The sequence below is a fragment of the Brevundimonas sp. TWP1-3 genome, from assembly GCF_049896085.1.
In the GTDB taxonomy this organism is placed as follows: domain Bacteria; phylum Pseudomonadota; class Alphaproteobacteria; order Caulobacterales; family Caulobacteraceae; genus Brevundimonas.
On sequence record NZ_JAFCTP010000001.1, the window covers coordinates 2,326,346 to 2,346,812 of the forward strand.

Annotated in this window: 19 protein-coding genes; 8 read left to right on the forward strand and 11 right to left on the reverse strand. The window is 66.8% G+C overall.

Features of this window, described 5'->3' with window-relative positions; genetic code table 11:
* The first annotated feature begins 127 nt into the window (after positions 1 to 127).
* On the forward strand, positions 128 to 2,035 hold the full coding sequence (locus tag ACP693_RS11595; RefSeq protein WP_426016723.1) for a peptidyl-prolyl cis-trans isomerase: 1,908 nt from the start codon (positions 128 to 130) through the stop codon (positions 2,033 to 2,035).
* On the forward strand, positions 2,032 to 3,549 hold the full coding sequence (trpE, locus tag ACP693_RS11600) for an anthranilate synthase component I (protein ID WP_426016722.1): 1,518 nt from the start codon (positions 2,032 to 2,034) through the stop codon (positions 3,547 to 3,549). Before ACP693_RS11595 ends, trpE begins: the two co-directional genes overlap by 4 nt.
* Here the strand turns inward: trpE and ACP693_RS11605 are convergent.
* Entirely contained in the window at positions 3,546 to 3,749 is a 204-nt protein-coding gene (locus ACP693_RS11605) for a peptidoglycan-binding protein (RefSeq protein WP_425983967.1), read from the reverse strand. The two genes, trpE and ACP693_RS11605, sit on opposite strands and share 4 nt — an antisense overlap.
* 88 nt (positions 3,750 to 3,837) lie before the next feature.
* On the opposite strand from ACP693_RS11605, the gene ACP693_RS11610 reads away from it, so the two are divergent.
* The 4 genes from ACP693_RS11610 to lexA all read left to right on the forward strand — a co-directional run bounded on the left by ACP693_RS11610 (position 3,838) and on the right by lexA (position 7,084).
* Positions 3,838 to 4,428: an anthranilate synthase component II gene (locus ACP693_RS11610; protein ID WP_426016721.1), complete on the forward strand. Its 591-nt coding sequence runs from the start codon at positions 3,838 to 3,840 to the stop codon at positions 4,426 to 4,428.
* Positions 4,429 to 4,430: 2 nt separating this feature from the next.
* Positions 4,431 to 5,468: an anthranilate phosphoribosyltransferase gene (gene trpD / locus ACP693_RS11615; RefSeq protein WP_426016719.1), complete on the forward strand. Its 1,038-nt coding sequence runs from the start codon at positions 4,431 to 4,433 to the stop codon at positions 5,466 to 5,468.
* Positions 5,465 to 6,259: an indole-3-glycerol phosphate synthase TrpC gene (gene trpC / locus ACP693_RS11620; protein WP_426016718.1), complete on the forward strand. Its 795-nt coding sequence runs from the start codon at positions 5,465 to 5,467 to the stop codon at positions 6,257 to 6,259. The genes trpD and trpC overlap by 4 nt, the downstream gene beginning before the upstream one ends.
* Before the next feature lie 129 nt (positions 6,260 to 6,388).
* Positions 6,389 to 7,084, forward strand: coding sequence for a transcriptional repressor LexA (gene lexA / locus ACP693_RS11625; RefSeq protein ID WP_426016717.1), 696 nt, complete (start codon positions 6,389 to 6,391; stop codon positions 7,082 to 7,084).
* Here lexA and ACP693_RS11630 read toward each other — a convergent pair.
* Both ACP693_RS11630 and ACP693_RS11635 read right to left on the reverse strand, forming a co-directional pair.
* Complete coding sequence (locus tag ACP693_RS11630; protein WP_426019569.1) at positions 7,065 to 8,555, reverse strand: ComEC/Rec2 family competence protein; 1,491 nt, start codon at positions 8,553 to 8,555, stop codon at positions 7,065 to 7,067. The genes lexA and ACP693_RS11630 overlap by 20 nt on opposite strands.
* The gene (locus tag ACP693_RS11635; protein WP_426016715.1) at positions 8,546 to 9,169 is read right to left on the reverse strand and encodes a DUF4131 domain-containing protein; all 624 of its coding nucleotides are present in this window, start codon (positions 9,167 to 9,169) and stop codon (positions 8,546 to 8,548) included. Before ACP693_RS11635 ends, ACP693_RS11630 begins: the two co-directional genes overlap by 10 nt.
* Before the next feature lie 79 nt (positions 9,170 to 9,248).
* On the opposite strand from ACP693_RS11635, the gene gltX reads away from it, so the two are divergent.
* Both gltX and gltA read left to right on the forward strand, forming a co-directional pair.
* On the forward strand, positions 9,249 to 10,664 hold the full coding sequence (gene gltX / locus ACP693_RS11640) for a glutamate--tRNA ligase (protein ID WP_426016713.1): 1,416 nt from the start codon (positions 9,249 to 9,251) through the stop codon (positions 10,662 to 10,664).
* Positions 10,665 to 10,730: 66 nt separating this feature from the next.
* Positions 10,731 to 12,032 carry a citrate synthase gene (gene gltA, locus ACP693_RS11645; RefSeq protein WP_426016711.1) on the forward strand — a complete coding sequence of 434 codons (1,302 nt, stop codon included), beginning with the start codon at positions 10,731 to 10,733 and terminating at the stop codon, positions 12,030 to 12,032.
* 64 nt (positions 12,033 to 12,096) lie between these two features.
* On the opposite strand, the gene ACP693_RS11650 is transcribed toward gltA, so the two are convergent.
* From ACP693_RS11650 to bamA, 8 genes are read right to left on the reverse strand one after another with little or no spacing between them, the layout of a single operon-like run.
* Entirely contained in the window at positions 12,097 to 13,089 is a 993-nt protein-coding gene (locus tag ACP693_RS11650; RefSeq protein WP_426016709.1) for an FUSC family protein, read from the reverse strand.
* A 2-nt stretch (positions 13,090 to 13,091) separates the two neighbouring features.
* Complete coding sequence (gene lpxB / locus ACP693_RS11655; protein ID WP_426016707.1) at positions 13,092 to 14,261, reverse strand: lipid-A-disaccharide synthase; 1,170 nt, start codon at positions 14,259 to 14,261, stop codon at positions 13,092 to 13,094.
* Positions 14,258 to 15,097: a UDP-2,3-diacylglucosamine diphosphatase gene (lpxI, locus tag ACP693_RS11660; RefSeq protein WP_426016705.1), complete on the reverse strand. Its 840-nt coding sequence runs from the start codon at positions 15,095 to 15,097 to the stop codon at positions 14,258 to 14,260. The genes lpxB and lpxI overlap by 4 nt, the downstream gene beginning before the upstream one ends.
* Entirely contained in the window at positions 15,094 to 15,882 is a 789-nt protein-coding gene (gene lpxA, locus ACP693_RS11665; protein WP_426019567.1) for an acyl-ACP--UDP-N-acetylglucosamine O-acyltransferase, read from the reverse strand. The genes lpxI and lpxA overlap by 4 nt, the downstream gene beginning before the upstream one ends.
* Positions 15,882 to 16,358 carry a 3-hydroxyacyl-ACP dehydratase FabZ gene (fabZ, locus tag ACP693_RS11670; RefSeq protein WP_426016704.1) on the reverse strand — a complete coding sequence of 159 codons (477 nt, stop codon included), beginning with the start codon at positions 16,356 to 16,358 and terminating at the stop codon, positions 15,882 to 15,884. Before fabZ ends, lpxA begins: the two co-directional genes overlap by 1 nt.
* A gap of 2 nt (positions 16,359 to 16,360) precedes the next feature.
* Positions 16,361 to 17,374, reverse strand: a complete 1,014-nt coding sequence (lpxD, locus tag ACP693_RS11675) for a UDP-3-O-(3-hydroxymyristoyl)glucosamine N-acyltransferase (protein ID WP_426016702.1) — start codon at positions 17,372 to 17,374, stop codon at positions 16,361 to 16,363.
* Positions 17,375 to 17,381: 7 nt separating this feature from the next.
* Complete coding sequence (locus ACP693_RS11680) at positions 17,382 to 17,981, reverse strand: OmpH family outer membrane protein (RefSeq protein ID WP_135195912.1); 600 nt, start codon at positions 17,979 to 17,981, stop codon at positions 17,382 to 17,384.
* 32 nt (positions 17,982 to 18,013) lie between these two features.
* Entirely contained in the window at positions 18,014 to 20,467 is a 2,454-nt protein-coding gene (gene bamA, locus ACP693_RS11685) for an outer membrane protein assembly factor BamA (RefSeq protein ID WP_426016701.1), read from the reverse strand.

Here is a 20,467-nt window from a genome sequence, read left to right on the forward strand (position 1 = left end):
CGCGAAGCCAAGGGGGGCCGCCGCAATCCGAACACGATGCCGTCCTTGCAGCAGCGTGCCCGGCCCGACTATACGCGACCACTGACGCCAACATCGGCCCCAATCTCGGCCAGTCTCGGGTTTTCGAATGCTCACCGCCTTCCGCGCCTTCTCTCGATCCAAATGGGCGGCCGCCCTCCTTGTCTTGATCGCGATCAGCTTCGTGATCGTCGGCGCGCGGATGGACGTGTTCTCGAACCTGGGTCCCAAGCACGTCATCGACGCGGGGGATCGTTCGATGAACGAGTTGGAGTTCCGCACGGCCTTCGATCAGGTGCGTGAACGCCTGCAGCAGCAGGTCGGCCGTCCTCTGACTAACGAGGAACTGGTCGCAGAGAACATCCACACCCGGTTCCTGACCGAGCAGACCCAGCAGCTGGGCTTCCTGAACTGGGCCTGGAACGCGGGCATCCGCCCCGGCAAGGAACTGATCGTCAAGCAGATCCGCCAAATCCCGGCCTTCTTCAACTCGGTCACCGGCCAGTTCGACCAACAGGCCTATGAGGCCGCCCTGGCCCAGCAGAACCTGACCCCGGCCATGCTGGAACAGGACCTGCGCGACCAATACGTCACCGAACATTTCGGCGCGGCCGTCTTCGCCGGCGCCCGCGTTCCGCGCATCTATGGCGCGCTGCTGGCCGGCTCGGCCTTCGAAAGCCGCGACGGTCGCTGGTTCGAGGTCACGTCTGCAATGGCGGGCCAGGTCCCCGCGCCGACCGACGCCCAGCTGAACGCCTTCATCCAGGAAAACGCCGAACGCCTGCGTGCGCCGGAGTTCCGCATGGTCTCCGTCGTCCTGTTCACGCCTGAAGCCTCGGCCGCAACGCCGATTTCGGACGATCGCGTCCGCGAGCGTTTCGAGTTCAAGAAGGACACTCTGGGCAAGCCCGAGACCCGCACCTTCGTCACCCTGACGGCGCCGAACCGCGAAACGGCCCAGAAGATCGCCGCCGCCCTGCGCGCCGGCCAGTCGCCGGTCGACGCCGGTCGCGCCAACAACGTCACGCCCGCAACGTTCGACGCCACTCCGCGTTCGGCCATCGGCGACGCCGCGACGGCCGGCGCCGTCTTCGGTCTGCAAGCCAACCAGGTTTCCGACCCGGTCCAGGCCGGCGTCGGCTTCGCCGTGGCCAAGGTCACCGCCATCCAGCCCGCAGCGCCTGCGACGCTGGAGAGCGCACGTGAAGAACTGATCCAGGAACTGCGCACCGAAGACGTGAAGACCCAGACCTACGCCAAGGTCGAGAAGTACGAAGCCGCCCGCACGGCCGGCAAGAACCTGGCCGACGCCGCCCGCGAAGCCGGCGGTCGCGTGGTCGATCTGCCGCCCTTCACCAAGGACGGCAAGCTGCCGAACGGTCAGGCGCTGAACGCCCCGCCGCAAATCTTCGAGACGGCCTGGGGCCTGACCAAGGGCGGCGAAAGCGACGTGATCGACGCCGGCCAGGGCCAGTATTTCGCCGTGCGCGTGAACGACATCCGTCCGTCGGCCCTGCCGACCTTGGCCGAGGTGCGCGAGCCCCTGACGGCCCAATGGATCCAGCGCGAGACGATGCTTCGTCTTTCGACCAAGGCGGAAGAACTGACCACCCGCGTCCGCAACGGCGAGGACATCGCCGCAGTCGCCCGCTCGGTCAATGCGCCCCTGACGGTCCGCACCGGCGTCGTTCGCAACCAGGCGACGCAGGACTCGCTGGGTCAGGGCGTGCTGCAAGGTCTGTTCGGCCAGTCCAAGGGCCAGGCCTTCTCGCAACCCGCGTCGCAGACCGCCTACGTCGTTGGTCGCGTCGATAACGTCCTTGCCGCCAATCCCGCCGTGGCAGGCCCGCTGGCCGAACAGGTTCGTCCGCGCCTGACGCAGGAACTGGTCCAGGCCATGGTCGAGACGTCCTTCGCCGCCGGCGCCCAGCGCTCCAAGGCCAAGAACGACCCGGTTCAGGCGCGCTCGGCCCTGGGCCTCTCGGCCGACGCGACGCCCGCAGCCCCGGCGCAATGACCGAGGCTGCGTCTGGGCAAGCAGACTTCACCGCCTTCGCCGCCGGCCTTTCGGCGGGTCGGCCGCAGGTAGTGGTGCGCCGGATCATCGACGACCTGGAAACACCCGTCTCGGCCTATCTGAAACTGGGTCGCGACCGGCCCTACGCCTGTCTGCTGGAATCGGTCGAAGGCGGCGCGGTCAAGGGTCGCTATTCGATCCTGACCTTGGACCCGGACGTGGTCTGGCGCTGTCGTTCGAACGCGGCGGAACTGTCGCGCGGGCCGGCCATCGCCGAAGGCCGGTTCACGGCTGAAGCCCTGCCGACGCTGCAATCGCTGCGCGCGCTTATCGCGGCGTCGAAGTTCGACCTGCCCGATGGCCTGCCGCCCATGGCCGCCGGCCTGTTCGGTGTCTTCGGTTACGACATGGTTCGCCTGCTGGAGCCGCTGGGCGCGCCCAACCCCGATCAGCTGGATCTGCCGGACGCCGTTCTGACCCGTCCGTCGCTGGTCGCCATCTTCGATTCCGTGCGCCACGAGATCGTTCTGGTCTCCGCCGCCTATCCCGACGCCGGCATCGCAGTGCGCGAGGCTTTCGACGCCGCCGTCGCGCGACTGGACGCCTTCGAAACCGCGCTGCGCGAGCCCCTGCCCGTCCGCGCCGCGCCGCAGGAAACGCGGGCGCCGACCTTCACCTCAGCCGTGGACGAAGCCGCATTCGGCGAGATGGTCGCTAAGGCCAAGGACTACATCGGCGCGGGCGACATCTTCCAGGTCGTGCTCAGCCACCGGTTTTCAGCGCCCTGGACCGAGGATCCGTTCGCCTTCTATCGGTCCCTGCGTCGCCAGAACCCCTCGCCCTATCTGTTCTATCTGAACTTCGAGGGCTTTCAGCTGGCCGGTTCCAGCCCCGAGATTCTGGTTCGGCTGAAGGACGGCGAGGTCACCATCCGCCCGCTTGCCGGCACCCGCATGCGGGGCGCGACGCCAGAGGCGGACAAGGCGCTGGAAGTCGAACTGCTGGCCGATCCCAAGGAACGGGCCGAGCATCTGATGCTGCTGGACCTAGGCCGCAACGATGTCGGTCGCGTCGCCGCACCCGGCACGGTCGAGGTGACCGAGAGCTTCGTCGTCGAACGCTACAGCCAGGTCATGCACATCGTCTCCAACGTGCGCGGCAAGGCCGATCCGAAGCTGGACGCCGTCGACACCCTGCTGGCGGCCCTTCCCGCCGGCACCCTGTCGGGCGCGCCAAAGGTTCGGGCCATGGAGGTCATCGACGAGCTGGAGAGCGAAAAGCGCGGCGTCGGCTACGGCGGCGGCGTCGGATATATCTCGGCAGGCGGCGAGGCGGACATCTGCATCACTCTGCGCACCGCCCTGTTCGCCGACGACCGGATTTTCGTCCAGGCCGGCGCGGGCGTGGTCGCAGACAGCGATCCTGCGGCCGAATATGCCGAAACCCAGCACAAGGCACGCGCGCCGATGCGGGCGGCCGATGACGCCTGGCGCTTCCGCACCGGCAATCGTTAGCGCGTAACGGTCATCGTCGGATCGTCGAAGTGAACGCCAGGGCCGACGATGACAACGCCCGCCATCAGCACGGCCGCCGTCGCGGCGAATGCAGCGGCGCCGAGGGCGGCGACCGGGTTGGGCTTCGTCTCGACCACGACCAGCTTCGCCTTGGCGGCGGCGATCTTGGCGGCGATATCTTTTTCAGCAGCGAGTTTCACAGCCGCATTTATCTCCGGGTCGGGTTAAAATGCGCTTTACCGCCGCGCCCGCTTGGCGCGGACGCCCGTCGAGCCTAGAAGCCAAGCCATGATCCTCGTCGTCGATAACTACGACAGCTTCACCTACAACCTCGTCCACTACCTCGCGGAGTTGGGCGCGCCGACGCATGTGGTGCGCAACGACGACCTGACGGTGGACGAAGCGTGGGCGCTGAACCCCGCCGCCGTGCTGTTGTCGCCCGGCCCCTGTGCGCCGGACCAGGCCGGCATCTGCCTGCCGCTGATCGAGACCGCGCCGGCGTCGATGCCGATCCTGGGCGTCTGCCTGGGCCATCAGGCGATAGGCCAGGCCTTCGGCGGCGACGTGATCCGCGCCAAAACCCTGATGCACGGCAAGACCTCGCCGATCCTGCACGAGGGCCAGAGCGTCTTCGCCGGCCTGCCCTCGCCCTTCACCGCCACCCGCTATCATTCGCTGGCCGTGAAGCGCGAGACCCTGCCCGACTGTCTGGAGGTCACGTCCTGGACCGCCGATCGCGAGATCATGGGCCTGCAGCATCGCACCCGCCCTATCCACGGCGTGCAGTTCCACCCGGAATCCATCGCCACCGAACACGGTCACGACATGCTGGCCAACTTCCTGGAGATCGCCGGCGTGAAACGCCTCGCGGCCGCCTGACGGTGGGGGACGGATTCAAGCCGATCCTCGCCCGACTGGTCGAGGGCCATCCGCTGACATCGCAACAGGCGCACGACTTCTTCGCCGCCTGCCTGCGCGGCGAGCCGACCCCGTCGCAAGTCGCCGCCGCCGTCACCGCCATGCGGATGCGCGGCGAGACGGTGGACGAAATCGCCGCCTTCGCCGGCGCCATGCGGGAGGCGGCGCTGACGCTGGATCATCCGTACGAGGTGATCGACACCTGCGGCACCGGCGGCGACGGTCAGCACACCTACAACATTTCCACGGCCGCCGCCCTCGTTCTGGCCGGCGCGGGCCTGAAGGTCGCCAAGCACGGCAACCGGGCGATGTCTTCGAAATCAGGGTCTTCCGACGTTCTATCGATCCTGGGCGTGAACCTGATGGCGGATCAGGCTCAACAGAGGAAAGCGCTGGACGAAGCCGGCATCTGCTTCCTCTTCGCCCCCGCCTACCACGGGGCCATGCGGCATGTCGGCCCCGTGCGGGCCGAGATCGGTTTCCGCACCGTTTTCAATCTTTTGGGGCCGCTTTCAAATCCGGCGGCTGCAAAACGCCAGGTCATGGGTGTCTATGATCCCCGCCTGCTGGAGCCTCTGGCCGAGGTGCTGGGCCGCCTTGGCGCGACGCGAGCCTGGACCGTTCACGGCCAGGGCCTGGACGAACTGGCGACCTCTGGATCGACCGAAGTCGCGGAATGGAAGGACGGCGCGGTTCACCGTTTCCAGGTCACGCCCGAGGACGCCGGCCTGCCCCGCGCCTCCATCGAAGACATCCGTGGCGGCGACGCCGAGGAGAACGCCGTCGCCCTGCGCGCCCTGCTGGCGGGCGCGGCCGGTCCGTACCGCGACATCGTGCTGCTGAACGCCGCCGCCGCCCTCGTGGTATCGGACCGGGCGACCGACCTTGCCCAAGGCGCTATCCTCGCCGCCGCCGCCATAGACGACGGCCGGGCTGCCCAGGCGCTGGAGCGTCTGGCCCGCATCACCTCCACGCCGCTGGAAAGCCAAGATCCCGCATGACCGACGTTCTGGACCGTATCGCCGCCTACAAGCGCCAAGACGTCGCCGCCCGCATGGCCGCGACCTCGCAGGACGCGATCGAGGCGTTGGCCCGCACCGCTTCGGCTCCGCGTGGTTTCCGCGCCGCCCTTGAGCGTGTGGTAGAAGAAACCGGCCGTCCCGCCCTGATCGCCGAGATCAAGAAGGCCAGTCCGTCCAAAGGGCTGATCCGGCCCGACTTCGACCCGCCGGCCCTGGCGCGTGCTTACCAGGCGGGCGGCGCGGCGTGCCTCTCGGTACTGACCGACGACCCCAGTTTCCAGGGCGATGACGCCTACCTGGGCCAGGCTCGTGATGCGGTCGCCCTGCCCTGCCTGCGCAAGGATTTCCTGGTCGATCCCTGGCAGGTCGCCGAGAGCCGCGCTTTGGGCGCCGACTGCATCCTGATCATCCTGGCCATGGTCGATGATCGGCTGGCTGCAGAACTGCTGTCCGAGGCCGAACGCTTCGGCATGGACGCCCTGATCGAAACCCATGACGAAGAAGAGATGGCCCGCGCCTGTGCGCTCGGGGGCGATCTGGTCGGGGTCAATAATCGGTCGCTGCGCACCTTCGAGGTCGATCTGGAAGTGACCGAGCGCCTGTCGATGCTCAGCCCTGTCCGCGCCCTGCTGGTCGCCGAAAGCGGCATCTTCACGCCCGAGGACGTCGAGCGCGTCTCGGCCGCCCATGCGCAGGCCATTCTGGTCGGGGAGAGCCTGATGCGTCAGGCGGATGTCGAGGCGGCGACGCGGCAACTGCTGGCGGCCTGATCGCCTTCCTCGCGTCACGCGGTGTCCCAAGGGCGCTGTTAAGTTGACATTAGGAAGGAACACTTACAGAACATCGACAAATGTTCACGGCCCGTTCCGATTCGTCGGCGGGCGCATGAGGGCCTGGCGATGCTCACGCGCAAACAGCACGAACTGCTGATGTTCATCCACGAACGGATCCAGGAGACCGGCGTGTCTCCCTCGTTCGACGAGATGAAGGAGGCGCTGGATCTGGCGTCCAAGTCGGGCATTCACCGGCTGATCACGGCGCTGGAAGAACGCGGCTTCATCCGCCGCCTCGCCCACCGCGCCCGCGCCCTGGAAGTCACCAAACTGCCCGAACAGGCCACGGCCGGCGCGCCGCGCGGCCGGGCCGGGTTCAAACCTGATGTCATCGAAGGTGGCGGCGGCCGCACCCTGGCGCCGCTCGCAGCCAATGACACCCGGGAGCTACCGTTGATGGGCAAGATCGCCGCAGGCACGCCCATCGACGCCATAGAGCACGAGACGGCGCGCTATCCCGTCCCGGAATCCATGTTGGGTTCGGGCGAACATTATCTGCTGGAAATCGAAGGCGATTCGATGATCGAGGCGGGTATTCTGAACGGCGACATGGTGGTCATCAAATCGACCGACAACGCCTCCTCGGGCGAGATCGTCGTGGCGCTAGTCGAAGGCGAACACGCGACGCTGAAGCGGCTTCGCAAGAAGGGCGCCTCCATCGCGCTTGAGCCCGCCAACCGCAACTACGAAACCAAGATCTACGGGTCGGATCAGGTCGCCGTTCAGGGCAAGCTGGTCGGCCTCATGCGCCGCTATCACTGACGTCCGGGTTCGGCTGGCGTGCCCAGGGGCGGTCGCCCCGCACGTCGGCCGTCCAGACGGCGCGCCATCGGCCCGTTTCAGGCGGACTGACACGCCATAACTCGACCGCGCCGCCTCTGGCGAAATCGACGCCGTCGAGCACCAGGCGTTCCTGACAAGCGCTTGGAATCGATGTGACGGCCGCGCGCACGCTGATGACGGGCGCCGCGCGGCATAGGGCCTCCATCTGGTCCGGACCAGGAGCCTTGCGTCCCCACCAGATCGCGACCGGACCGACCCGCTCAGCTTCTGGCCGACAAGAAAAGCGCTCGCAGACCCAGCCCGCCTCAGACCGATCCGTCATGGTCAGGCCGCGCCGCCGCGACCACAGATCGACGGCGAACTCTCGGACGCCTGGCCTGACGACAACCGCCTCCTTCTCGCGGTGAAATGCGGCGTTTGTCCCCCCGTCTCCGATCCACAGATCCGGCGTCGGGGCGCGCGGCCAGACCAGAATGGCCGCCGCCAGCGGCAGGCCCAACCACCTCAATCGTCCCTGCCACAGACAGACGAACAGCACTCCCAGGAACGCAATCGGAAGGACATAGTCCGGCGCGCTGGCGACAGTCCTCACCGCCCCCGGCAGCCCCGCCGTCCAGGTTCCGATCGCCAGCATCAGATCGACGCCCCATCCCGCAATCGCCAGGAACGGCCCGCCCAATCCCATCGGCTCCAGCGCCGCGCCGATGGCCAGGGCCGGCATCAGGATGAAGTCTGCGACTGGCGAAGTGCCCAGGTTCGCCAACAGCCCGTACATGGCCGTGCGATTGAAATGCTGCATGGCGAACGGCCCGGTTGCTAGCCCCGCCACGACGCTGGCCGCGACGGCCGCCGTCAGCCATCCGCCGAACCGCTGGATCGCCAGGATCGGCCACGGGGCGGAAATCTCTCGCGTCCGCTTGGGCCAGGCCTCAACCAGGGCGACCAAGGCGGCGGTCGCCGCGAACGACATCTGGAAGCCCGGAGTGACGATGGCTTCCGGCTGGATGGCCAGGACGATGAAGGCCGCGACGGCCAGGCCGTGCATCGTCACCGCCTGCCGATCCAGCAGGATGGCCAGAAAGGCGATAGAGGCAGTGATGGCCGCTCGCTCGGCCGGCGGCGGCGCACCCGACACCACCAGATAGACGCCCACCGCCGTCAGCCCGGCCACCGCCGCGACCTTCTTGCCGTGAACCCGCAGGGCCAACCAAGGCCAGGCCGCCACGCCCAGCCGCACGGCGAAGAAGACGAAACCGCCGACGATGGCCATGTGCAGCCCGGACACCGACAGGATGAGCGCCAAGCCGGAATCCCGCATGACGTCCATGTCCTCCTGACTGATCCAGGTTTCGTGGCTGGTGGTCATGGCGGCGGCGATTCCGCCCGTCCGCTCGCCCAGGCGCGCCACGATCCGCTCCGCCAAGGCATAACGCGCGCCATTTACGGCCATCGCCAACCGAAGCCGCCATGGGGGCGGCGCGAGATCGGCCAGCCGTGTCTCACCCAAGGCGAAGGCCACACCGCCCATACCTTGGAAGAAGGCGTTGCGGCCGAAATCATAGGCGCCGGGGCTGGCGGCGCCGGTGGCGGATTAAGGATGCCGAACAGTCGGATCGCCTCGCCGGGTCGGGGCGGTTCGCCCCGCACCGTCGCCCGCAAACGCACGGGCGTCTGTTCGGGCGTCAGCCCGCGTATCCAGACCGGCGCGATCACGATCCGCGCGCCCCTCTGGCCAGGACTGTCGACGTCCACGACCCAGGCCTCGATCACGGTCGGCTCGCTCATTACGGGCGCGATTGGTGCGGCGACCATTTCGGTGCGGACCTTGGCGGCCGCCAAACCGCCGGCGACACAGGCCATCATCAACAGCGGCCAAGTCAGGCGCCGCGCCCATCCCCGCCGCCTCGCCGCGATCCAGGCCGCAAAGGCGACGACTGCGCCCAGCAATAGAGGCCACAACGGCGGCTCGATCCGCAGGGCGAAATAGACCGCGGCGCCGGCGCCGAACGCGACCGGCGCCCATAACCGCCATCGCAGCGTCTGCGCCGCGACCTCCTCGTCCAACCACGCGCGCAATCGCGCGGCGGGGGTAGGCTTTGCCGCGTCGGGGCGTATAAGGGCCTCGCTTACGGACCCATCGCCTATGACCTCACCCTCCTCGACTGTCGTCACCCGCTTCGCCCCCTCGCCGACAGGCTATCTGCATATCGGCGGAGCGAGAACCGCTTTGTTCAACTGGCTGTACGCCAAGAGACACGCTGGGCGTTTCCTGATCCGGGTCGAGGACACCGACCGCGAACGCTCGACCGACGAGGCGGTGAAGGCCATCTTCGACGGTCTGAGCTGGCTGGAACTGTTCGCCGACGAAGAGCCGGTGTTCCAGTACAGCCGCGCCGACCGCCACCGCGAGGTGGTCGATCAACTGCTCGAAACGGGCCACGCCTACCGCGACTTCACCTCTGCTGAAGACACCGGCCGTCTGCGCGACGAAGCCAAGGCCGAGAAACGCACCTTCGAATCGCCTTGGCGCGACCGAGAGCCCACGGTCGACGACCTGGCCCTGCCCCACGTCGTGCGCTTCCGCCGCCCCAAGGCGACGACCGTCACCGTCGCCGACGAGGTTCAGGGTTCGGTCAATTGGTCCACCGAAGATCTCGACGACCTGGTGCTGCTGCGCTCGGACGGCGCGCCGACCTATAATCTCGCCGTCGTCGTGGACGACCACGACATGGGCGTGACCCACGTCATTCGCGGCGATGACCATCTGAACAACGCCGCCCGTCAGAGCCTGATCTACGACGCCCTGGGCTGGACCCGGCCGACCTTCGCCCACATCCCCCTGATCCACGGTCCCGACGGCGCAAAACTGTCGAAACGGCACGGGGCCCAGGCGGTGCATGAATATGCCGAGATGGGATATCTGCCCGAGGCCATGCGCAACTACCTGGCCCGGCTGGGCTGGGCCCACGGCGACGACGAATTGTTCAGCGACGCCCAGGCGGTGGAATGGTTTGACCTCGCCGGCATCGGCAAGGCGCCGGCCCGTCTGGACTTCGACAAGCTGGCTCACGTCAATTCGCACTGGCTGCGTCTCGCCGACGACGAGCGCCTAGCCAAGCTGACGCTGGATGCGCATCTGCAAAAGGGCCACGTTCTTGCGGAGGCGGACGAGGCTCGGCTTCAACGCGCAATGCCCTTCGTGAAGGACCGCGCCAAGACGGTGCTGGAGCTGGCCGATCAGACCACCTTCGTGCTGAAGACGCGTCCACTAAGCCTCGACGAAAAGGCCCAGGCCCTGCTGACCGGTGAGACGCTGGAGCGCCTTGGTCGCCTGCGTGACCGGCTGGCCCTTTTCCAGTCCTGGGACGTTTTCGCGCTGGAAGCCGAGCTCAAAGCCTTCGCCGAATCCGAGGGCGTCGGCTTCGGCAAGATCGGTCCGCCGATGCGCGCGGCGCTTACCGCAGGGTCAACATCACCCGATATTGCACGAACTTTGTCGGCTCTTGGGCGCGACGAAAGTCTCGGGCGCTTGGATGATGCGCTGCAACAGACTAAGTGATCACCCACAAACCAAAAAGCGGCCGACGCCTCCCCGCGCCTGGACGTGTGATGCAAAGGGGCATTCATGACTGAACAAGCCAAAACCGCCACCTCGGCGACCCTGTCCTTCGAGGACAAGACGATCGAGTTGCCGGTCCTTTCGGGCTCCACCGGCCCGGACGTCATCGACATCCGCAAGCTCTATGCGGGAACGGGCGCCTTCACCTTCGATCCGGGCTTTACCTCCACGGCGGCGTGCGAATCGGCCCTGACCTATATCGACGGCGACGCCGGCGTGCTGCTGCACCGCGGCTATCCGATCGATCAGCTGGCGTCGAAGTCGAACTTCGTCGAAGTCTGCCACCTGCTGCTGCACGGCGAACTGCCGACGGCCGAGCAGTTCGAGAAGTTCGAAGACAGCATCACCATGCACACGATGCTGCACAGCCAGTTCGACCGGTTCTTCGAGGGTTTCCGCCGCGACGCCCACCCGATGGCGATCATGGTCGGCACGGTCGGCGCCCTGTCGGCCTTCTATCACGACAGCCTGGACATCCATGATCCGGTCCAGCGCGACATCTCGGCCATCCGCCTGATCGCCAAGATGCCGACCATCGCGGCTCGCGCCTATAAATATCACATCGGCCAGCCGTTCGTGTCGCCGCGCAACGACCTGTCCTATGCAGAGAACTTCCTGCGCATGTGCTTCGCCGTGCCGGCCGAGGACTATCACGTCGATCCGGCCCTGGTTCGCGCCATGGATCGCATCTTCACCTTGCACGCCGACCACGAACAGAACGCCTCGACTTCGACCGTGCGCCTGGCTGGCTCGTCGGGCGCCAATCCGTTCGCCTGTATCGCCGCCGGCATCGCCTGCCTGTGGGGCCCGTCGCACGGCGGCGCCAACGAAGAGGCGCTGACCATGCTCAAGGAAATCGGCACCCCGGACAAGATCCCGGAGTTCATCCAGGGCGTGAAGGACCGCAAGTACAAGCTGATGGGCTTCGGCCATCGCGTGTACAAGAACTACGATCCGCGCGCCAAAGTCATGCAACAGTCGGCCTATGAAGTCCTGGCCGCCACGGGCCGCGAGAACGACCCGCTGTTCCTGGTCGCCAAGGAACTGGAGAAGGTCGCCCTGTCGGACGAATATTTCACCTCGCGCAAGCTGTTCCCGAACGTCGACTTCTATTCGGGCATCACCCTGTCGGCGATGGGCTTCCCGACCAGCATGTTCACCGTCCTGTTCGCCCTGGCCCGCACCGTGGGCTGGATCGCCCAGTGGCAGGAAATGATGGCTGATCCCTCGCAGAAGATCGGCCGCCCGCGTCAGCTCTACACGGGCCCGACCGAGCGCGATTACGTGCCGATCGAACAACGCGGCTGATCGACGGCTTCACGTCTGAAAATGCAGAACGCCGGGGAGCCATCCCCGGCGTTTTTCTTTGCCGTCAGACCAGCTGCAGATCGGCGAACCGCGCGGCCAGATCGTCCAAATCGCGGTGCATGTGGGCCACGCCGATAGCTGCGGCGCCCAACGCCATGTCGTCGCCCTCCACAGCCATGGACAGTGCCAGGCTCTGGTCGATCGGTCCCATCGGCGCGGCAGCCTTACCTTGGGAAAGGGCTTCCAGCCGCTCCACCGCACGCGCCGCGTCCTGTGACCAGGGATCCAGCCTCGCGCCTGCCCTTTCGGCCTGAAAACCACGCCCCAGAATCACGATGTCGCTACGCACCCGCCAGAAGGCGCGCGCCAGGGCGGCGCGGTCTGCGGTCTCGCGCTGGGGCCCCGGCAGATCGATCACATTCTTCGCCGCTTGACCCAGCGCATCCAGCCGTCGTTTCAGATCAGCATGGCGTCGGGTGATTTCGGACGCGTCCGCCGGATCGCCTTGGGATATCACGGCCAACAGCGCCGCCGCCTCCCCCGCCGCCTCGCGCGCCTGCAGCTTAAACGACTGATGGGCATGACGGGGGAACAGCGCCAAGATCGCCATCACACCGACGCCGCTGCCGACCAGGATTTCCATCACGCGATCCAGGGCCAGCGACGCCGGCCCCTCAGCGCCCGTCCCTCCGGCGATGACGATGGTCGCCGTCACCGGCGCGATCTTCAGCCAGGGGCGCCCGGTTCCGAAAAACGCCAGCAAGGCCGTGGATGCGGCGATGCTGAGCGCCATGCTTTCCATGCCGGGCGGACGCAGGAAGGCGAAGACCGCACCGACCAACGCGCCCGTCACCGTGCCGATGGCCCGATCCCGCGCGACGGTCAGCACCCCGCCCCCGACGCTGGCCTGGATGACGACGATGGCGGAGATCACGCTCCAGTAGGGATGCGGCAGGTTCAGCCATGTGGCGAGATATAGGGCGGCCATGGCGCCGACCGCCATCTGCAACGCGGCCCGAACCTCGGCGGCGCGCCGAGGACTGAGGGCCCGCCCCATCGTCAGGCCTTCCGTTTGGCGGCGATGACCTTCAACACGGCGTCCGCCGCCAACTCCGACGGGTCCGCTCCGCCGCGCCCCATCAAGTCTAGGGCCGCTGTCTGACGTTGCGCCTGTTCGTCCGCCATGGCCGGATCGGACAGCAACCGACCGACCGCCGCCGCCAGGATGGCGGGCGTCGCCTCGTGCTGGATGAACTCCGGTGCGATCCTGTCGTCGGCGGCGACGTTGAACAGGGTGACGTGTTTCGCCGTCACCATCCGCTTCATCAGCTGATAGCTCAGCCCGTCGATCCCGTAGGCGATGACCATCGGCGCGCCGGCCAGGGCCAGCTCTGTCGAAACCGTGCCGCTTGTGGCCAGGGCGACCGTCGCGGCGCGCATAGCGTCGTACTTCTCGGCCTCGTCCACCAGATGCGCCCGGAACGGCCAGGCGGCGACCCGTCCCGCGACGTCCTTGGCCACGGTCCCGGCGGCGACGACGGCGATTTCTAGCGCCGGATCGATGGCCTTCAACTTGCCGATCGCCGCCTCATAGACCGGCGTCATTCGCGTGATCTCGCTGGGGCGGCTGCCCGGAAGCACCAGCAGCAGCTTGGCGTCGGCGGCGATGCCGCGTCGCGCACGGAAGGCTGCGCCGTCGGCGCCGGCCATATCGACATGCAAGGCGGACGAGCCGACCACGGTCGTCGGCAGACCTTCCCGCTCGAACCAGGGGGCGTCGAAGCTGTAGAGCGCCAGCAGGTGATCCACCGCCCCCGCCAGCGTCCTTGCCCGGCCCGGCCGGGACGCCCACACCTGCGGCCCAACGTATTTGATCAGAGGCAGATCCGGCCGCGCGGCGCGGATGGCCTTGGCGACCCGGATGGTGAAGCCCCAGCTGTCAATCAGGACCACGGCGTCGGGCTTTTCTCGCTCGGCCAGCGCTGCAGTCTCCTCGACGCGGCGCTTGACCTTGCCATAGGCGCGCAGGCCCTCGATCCAGCCCAGGATCGACAGTTCAGCGATGTCGAACGGGCTGACCACGCCTTCTACCGCCATCCGGGGACCGCCGACGCCGACGAAAGTGACGTCCGCACCCAGCCGCGCTTTCAACGCCCTGGCCAGACCGGCGCCGAGCGCATCGCCCGAGGCCTCGGCCGCCACCAGCATGATCTTCAAGGGGCGGCTCATCGCGCTTCGCCCCACACGAACAGGCCCAGCCGGTCCGCCGCCGCGATGATGGCCGCACGGTCGATCAGGATCAGCCGTCCCGCCACCCCGCCGATACCGGCCAGGCCCGCCGCCGCCGCCATCTCGACGGTGCGCGGCCCGATCACCGGCATGTCCACCCGCAGGTCCTGGATCGGCTTGGGCGCCTTGCCCAGCGCGCCCTTGCGATCACCGGCCGAGCCGCGCAGATCGGCCGGCAGCCCCGCGACCCGGCCCAGCATGGCGTCGGTCCCCTCCTGCGCCTCGACCGCCAACACAAGTCCGTGACACACGACCGCGCCCTGCCCGATGTCCAGTTCGCCTGATTTTTCCGCAACATGGAGCGCCTTCTTCAGGTCGGCCAGCTGCTCCGGCGTCGGCGACACTGTGCCCAGCGCCCCAGCAGCCAGCATTTCTCCGCCCAAAATGTCGTCGGCGCCCTCGACGGCGAAGCCTTCGGCCTCGAACACCGACAGGATTTTGCGCAACAGGGCGTCGTCGCCCTTGGCCGCCGCCGCCACGATGCCGGGCAGCAGGGTCGCGCCCTTGAAATCGGGCTTCAACGTCTTGAAGTCGGGTCGGTTGACGATGCCCGCCAGACAGACGGTCGTGCAGGCCTCGGCCTTCAGGGCCTTCAGGATCGCCCCGATCTGCGCCATGCCGAACTCGGCGCCAGGCCAGCGCGTCAGGTTGGGATCGGCGAACCCGGCTAAGCGGATCAGGAAGACAGGCCGCCCCTTCGCATCGCACCGCGCCGCCACCGTCGCCGGCAGGTCGCCGCCGCCGGCGATCAGGCCCAGCTTTCCGGAAGTGCTCATTCCGCGTTCGGCAGGCACAGCGGACGCCGTCCGCCGTCGCGGATGAAGGCGATGATCTCCATGATCTCCGGCAGGTCGGTATAGATCTTGGCCACGCCGTCGATCCGACCCGCAAACTCGCCCTGGCCTTCAAACAGGTCGCGATAGGCCGCCAGCAACCGCCGCACCTGGTCTTTACCGTAACCTTTGCGCTTCAACCCGATCAGGTTCAGCCCGCGAAGCCGCGCATGATTGCCCCAGGCCGAGCCGTAGGGGATGACGTCACGGGTCACGGCCGCCAGACCGCCGATGATCGCCCCCTGCCCTACACGCCCGTTCTGGTGCACCGCGCAAAGCCCGCCCAGGAAGACCTTGTCCCCGACGTTGGCATGGCCGCCAAGGGTGGCGTTGTTGGCCATGATGACATTGTTCCCGACCACGCAGTCATGGCCCACGTGGGCGCCCGTCATGAACAGGTTGTTGGACCCGACCACGGTCACGCCCGTCCCCTGCGGCGTGCCCCGGTTGAAGGTGCAGTGTTCGCGGATCAGATTGTTCTCACCGATTTCCAGCCGCACCGGCTCGCCCTTGTAGCCGTTGTGCTGCGGGTCGCCGCCGATCACGGCGAACGGATGGATTACCGTCCCCGCGCCCACCGTCGTATCCTGCTGGACCACCACATGGCTGACCAGCCGAACGCCCTCGGCCAGCACCACGTTCGGCCCCACGGTGCACCAGGGCCCGACCTGGACCCCGTCGGCCAGGGTCGCCGTGGCGTCGATCAGGGCGGTCGGGTGGATGGTCATCAAGCGGCGGGCTCTGGCGCTGGAACGGGCACGGTCACGACCATAGCCATGAACTCCGCCTCGGCCGCCAGCTTGCCGTCGATGAAGGTCTCGCCGCGGAACTTGTAGGCGTCGCCGCGCGCCTTGATCACCTTGACCTCCATACGCAGCTGGTCGCCAGGCCGTGCGGGCTTCCTGAACCGCACGCCGTCGATGGACATGAACATGATGACCTTGTCCGCCACGGCCACGTCCAGGGTCTTGGACATCAGCAGAGCCCCGGTCTGGGCCATAGCCTCGACGATCAGCACGCCGGGCATGACGGGGTCGATCGGGAAATGGCCCTGGAAGAAGGGTTCGTTGTGGCTGACGTTCTTGATGCCGACGATGGAGGTGCGGGGCACGAAGGCCTCGGCCTTGTCCACCAGCAGGAAGGGATAGCGGTGCGGCAGCCGCCGCATCACCTCGGCGTAATCGATCTTGCCGTCTTCGCTCATCCCTATGATTCCTTCGGGGCCTTCTTTGAAGAGGCCTGTTTGGCGAGCCAGATGGTTTCGCGCAAGAACTGTCGGATCGGACGGGCCGGATAACCGGACCAGGTCTCGCCGGCCGGAATGTTCGCCAGCACCCCCGCCCCGGCTGCAACCCGCGCGCCTTCGCCGATGGTGATGTGGTCGCCGATCCCCGCCTTGCCGCCGAAGATGACGTTGTCGCCGCTAGTGACCGACCCGGAAATCCCCGTGTTGGCGGCCATCAGATTGTTGCGGCCGATGACACAGTTGTGGCCCACCATGACCAGATTATCGATCTTGGTGTTCTCGCCGATGACCGTGTCGTCGTAGGCGCCGCGATCGATGCAGGAGTTGGCTCCGACCGTAACGCCGTCCTGCAGAATGACGCGGCCCAGTTGGGGAATATCCATGGCGCCGGCGGCCGTACCGGTGGCGCCGAAACCCGCCTCGCCGATACGTGCGCCGGCGTACAGCTTCACCCGGTCGCCGATCAGGGCGAAGCCCACGGTGACGTTCGAGCCGATGACGCAATCCCGGCCGATCTGCACGCCGGGCGCAATGACGCTGTTGGCGCCGATGCGGGACCCGCGACCGATACGTACGCCCTTGCCCAGGATCGCGCCCGGTTCGACCACGACGCTGTCGTCCTCGGCCGCGTCGTCAGGCGTGATCGCCGTATCGAACGAAACAGCACGGTGCAGCAGAAGCGACGCCTTGGCCCAGGCGGCCTGAGGCGTTCGCGAAACGATCACGGCGGCGTCTACTGGCGTCGCGCCCTTGGCCTCGGCCGGCACGATCACGCAGCCGGCCTTCGTCGCCGCCAGGGCAGAGGCGAACTTGCGATCGCTCAAAAACGCGATCGCGCCCCGGTCCGCAGAGGACAGGGGCGCGACGGAGGCGATCATGCGATCCCCGCCCCGCTCGACCTCGCCGCCGGTCTGGGCCGCCAGTTCGGCGACGCTGAGGGGCGACAGGGTTTCGAAGAAGCGAGGATCCGGCATCGGCGGCTTAGTTGGCGGCCGCCGGTTGAGCTTGCGTCTGAGCCGGCACCGGCATGCGGTTGAAGCTCAGGGTCGGCAGGGCGGTGTTCAGACGCTGAATGGCCAGGTCGGTGACGTCCATGGCCGGGTTCATCATGAAGACGCTCTCGCGGTCGAGCAGCAGACCGCAGCCCTTTTCTTGGTAAAGCGCGGTCAGGATCGGTGAGACGGCTTCGGTGATGGCCTGGCGCTGCATGCCCAGGGTGTAGCGCAGTTCGTTTTCGCGAGTGGATTCCAGCTGCTGGGCCTCTTGAGCGCGCTGCTGCAAGGCCTGACGGCGCTGTTGCAACTGGTCGGCCGGCAGGCTGGAGCCCGACGTCTGAAGCTGCTGAGCCTCGGTCTGGATCTGCGTGGCGTAAGGTTGCAGTTCGCCTTGAACTTCTTGAGCCAGCTGCTGCATGCGGGCTTCGACAGCCTGACCGGCCGACGACTGGGCCAGCAGACGGGCGTTGTAATAGACGCAGACGCCGGGGATGACCGGGCCGGGATTGGCGGGCGCCTGTTGCGCCGAAGCGGCGGTGGCGAGAAGCGAAGCGGCGGCGGTCGCCGCGATGATCAGAGTTTTCATAGGGTTTCCTCGTGCGGTCGAAAAAGCCGCGATTAGAACTGGGTGGAGGTCGAGAAGCGGAAGGATTCCGTCTTGTCGTAGTCTTCCTTGGACAGAACCTTGGAGATGTCGAAGCGGATCGGCCCCATCGGCGATCTCCAGTGAATGCTGATGCCCGCCGACGCACGCAACGACAGCTCGTCGGCGATATTGGTGTTCACGGTGCCCGTAGACGTCAGCTTGTAACGGTCGTCCAACACGCCCAGCGTGCCCACATCCGCGAACAGCGAGGTCTTGATACCGTACTGCTCGGGCAGATAGTTCGGCAGGGTCAGCTCGACCGTGCCGATGGCGTAGAAGTTGCCGCCCAGAGCGTCGGTCGTGGTCAGGTCGCGCGGCCCCATACCGGCCGTCTCGAAACCACGGAAGCTGTTGCCGCCCTTGAAGAAGCGGTCGTTGATGCGGATTGGGTCGCCGTTCCAGCCGCTGACATAACCGGTCGAGCCCTGAACGCTGACAATCCAGGCCGGCGTAAAGCCATAGTACCAGCTGGCGTCGGCCTCGGTCTTCACATAGTTCACGTCGCCGCCAAGACCCGCCAGATCCTGACGCAGCGAGCCCGCCCAGCCGCGCGTCGGGCGGACCGGGTCGTTGGTGTAGTTAACCTGCAGCGTGTAGCCGGCCGACGAGTTGATGTAGCTCCCGACCTGATCGCACAGCGCCGACGACCCCTGACCCGCGCCGTCACAATAGCCGGTCGGCACGATGATCTCGTCCGACTTCAGGAAGTAGCGCGTGCTGAGCAGCATATTGCCGTTCAGCGGATAGGACAAACGCAGGCCCGCGCCGGTGGAGCGATAGTCGTACGATGAATATTCGCTGAGGTCGTAACGCGAGTGGAATACGTCGAAACCGGCCCGCAGGTCACGGCCCAGGAACTTGGGCTCTGTGAAGCGGAAGTCCACCTGCTGGCGCAGCGAACCCCATTCCAGGCGCGCGACGACGTTCTGGCCGCGTCCCCGGAAGTTACGCTCGGAAATACCCAGGTTGACGGTGAAGCTGTCGACCGAGCTGAAGCCCGCGCCGACGGACAGTTCACCGGTCGGCTGTTCCTGGACGTTGACATTGATGACAGAGCGGTCCGGCGCGCTGCCGCGCGTTTCCTCGACCGTCACGTCCTTGAAGAAGCCCAGCGCGCGCAGATTATTGCGCGAACGCTCCATCAAGGCGCGGTTGAAGGCGTCGCCCTCAGTCAGCAGCAGTTCGCGACGGATGACCGGGTCGATGGTGCGGGTGTTGCCCACCACATTGATGCGGTCGATATAGACCCGCTGTCCTTCCGACACATTGAAGGTCACGTCCACCGTGTCCGTCTCGGGATTGGCCTTGTAGGTCGGGTTGATCTCGACGAAGGCGTAGCCCGCCGAACCGGCGGCGAAGGTCAGGGCGTCGACCGCCTGCTCGATCTTGTCGCTCTCGTACAGATCGCCCGAGCGGATCGGGATCAGACGTTGCAGGAAGTCCGCGTTCAGACGGTCGTTTTGGGTGACGACCTTGACCTCGCCGAAGTTGTATTTGTCGCCTTCATTCAACGTCAGCGTCAGCTGGAACGCCTGATCGTCCGGCTGCAGCTCGGCGACCGACGAGACGACACGGAAATCGTAGAAGCCGCGGTTGGTGTAGAACTTCCGCAATTGCTCCTGATCGTATTCCAGGCGGTTGGGGTCGTAGTTGTCGTTGTTGGAGAAGAACTTCCACCATGTGGACTTCTCAGTGACCATCACGCCGCGCACGTCGCGATCCGAGAAGGCGTCGTTGCCCAGGACGTTGATCGCGCTGATGCCGGTCTGCGGGCCTTCGTTGATCTCGAAGATCACATCGACGCGGTTTTGCTCAAGCTGAACCAGCTTGGGCGTTACGGTCGCGGAAATCCGGCCTTGCAGGCGATACAGCTCGACGATGGCGCCGACGTCTTCCTGCACCTTGGCGCGGGTATAGATGCCGCGCGGCGCCAAGGTGACTTCCTTGGTCAGCTTGTCCTGGGAAAGCGCCTTGTTCCCCTCGAACACCACCTGGTTGATGATCGGATTTTCGACGATCTGCACGATCAGGTCGCCGTTCTGGATACCCAGCTGAACGTCGGCGAACAGGCCGGTGCGCGACAGGGTGCGCACGGCGACGTCCAGCACCGAGGCATCCACCGCGTCGCCGGGTCGGATCGGCAGATAGGACAGGACCGTCGTCTGGTCGATCCGCTGGGCGCCCTGCACGATGATGCGGTTGATCGTGATCGTCTGCGGCGCAGCGATCTCGACGCGTGGCTCGGCGGCGGCGGCGGAGGTTTGAGGCGTCGCGGTCTGAGCGGGCGCTGGGGCCGGAGTAGCGGGGGCCGTCGCGGGCGCAGTCTGAGCCAGGGCAGGCGCGCCGAGGCCGGCGGCGACGGCCAGAGCCAGCAGGCTGGAACGGGCGCTGAGTCGAACGGCGGCGCGAGAGGTCATGTCATTCAT

Bases quoted from the DNA above. Each gene is read 5' to 3' on its own strand.
- fabZ (WP_426016704.1), bottom strand. From the start codon at position 16,358: ATGAGCGAAGACGGCAAGATCGATTACGCCGAGGTGATGCGGCGGCTG.
- bamA (WP_426016701.1), bottom strand. From the start codon at position 20,467: ATGAATGACATGACCTCTCGCGCCGCCGTTCGACTCAGCGCCCGTTCC.
- ACP693_RS11610 (WP_426016721.1), top strand. From the start codon at position 3,838: ATGATCCTCGTCGTCGATAACTACGACAGCTTCACCTACAACCTCGTC.
- trpC (WP_426016718.1), top strand. From the start codon at position 5,465: ATGACCGACGTTCTGGACCGTATCGCCGCCTACAAGCGCCAAGACGTC.
- lpxD (WP_426016702.1), bottom strand. From the start codon at position 17,374: ATGCCGGATCCTCGCTTCTTCGAAACCCTGTCGCCCCTCAGCGTCGCC.
- gltA (WP_426016711.1), top strand. From the start codon at position 10,731: ATGACTGAACAAGCCAAAACCGCCACCTCGGCGACCCTGTCCTTCGAG.
- ACP693_RS11630 (WP_426019569.1), bottom strand. From the start codon at position 8,555: ATGGCCGTAAATGGCGCGCGTTATGCCTTGGCGGAGCGGATCGTGGCG.
- ACP693_RS11680 (WP_135195912.1), bottom strand. From the start codon at position 17,981: ATGAAAACTCTGATCATCGCGGCGACCGCCGCCGCTTCGCTTCTCGCC.
- lpxA (WP_426019567.1), bottom strand. From the start codon at position 15,882: ATGACCATCCACCCGACCGCCCTGATCGACGCCACGGCGACCCTGGCC.
- lexA (WP_426016717.1), top strand. From the start codon at position 6,389: ATGCTCACGCGCAAACAGCACGAACTGCTGATGTTCATCCACGAACGG.
- lpxI (WP_426016705.1), bottom strand. From the start codon at position 15,097: ATGAGCACTTCCGGAAAGCTGGGCCTGATCGCCGGCGGCGGCGACCTG.
- trpE (WP_426016722.1), top strand. From the start codon at position 2,032: ATGACCGAGGCTGCGTCTGGGCAAGCAGACTTCACCGCCTTCGCCGCC.
- lpxB (WP_426016707.1), bottom strand. From the start codon at position 14,261: ATGAGCCGCCCCTTGAAGATCATGCTGGTGGCGGCCGAGGCCTCGGGC.
- ACP693_RS11595 (WP_426016723.1), top strand. From the start codon at position 128: ATGCTCACCGCCTTCCGCGCCTTCTCTCGATCCAAATGGGCGGCCGCC.
- ACP693_RS11650 (WP_426016709.1), bottom strand. From the start codon at position 13,089: ATGGGGCGGGCCCTCAGTCCTCGGCGCGCCGCCGAGGTTCGGGCCGCG.
- gltX (WP_426016713.1), top strand. From the start codon at position 9,249: ATGACCTCACCCTCCTCGACTGTCGTCACCCGCTTCGCCCCCTCGCCG.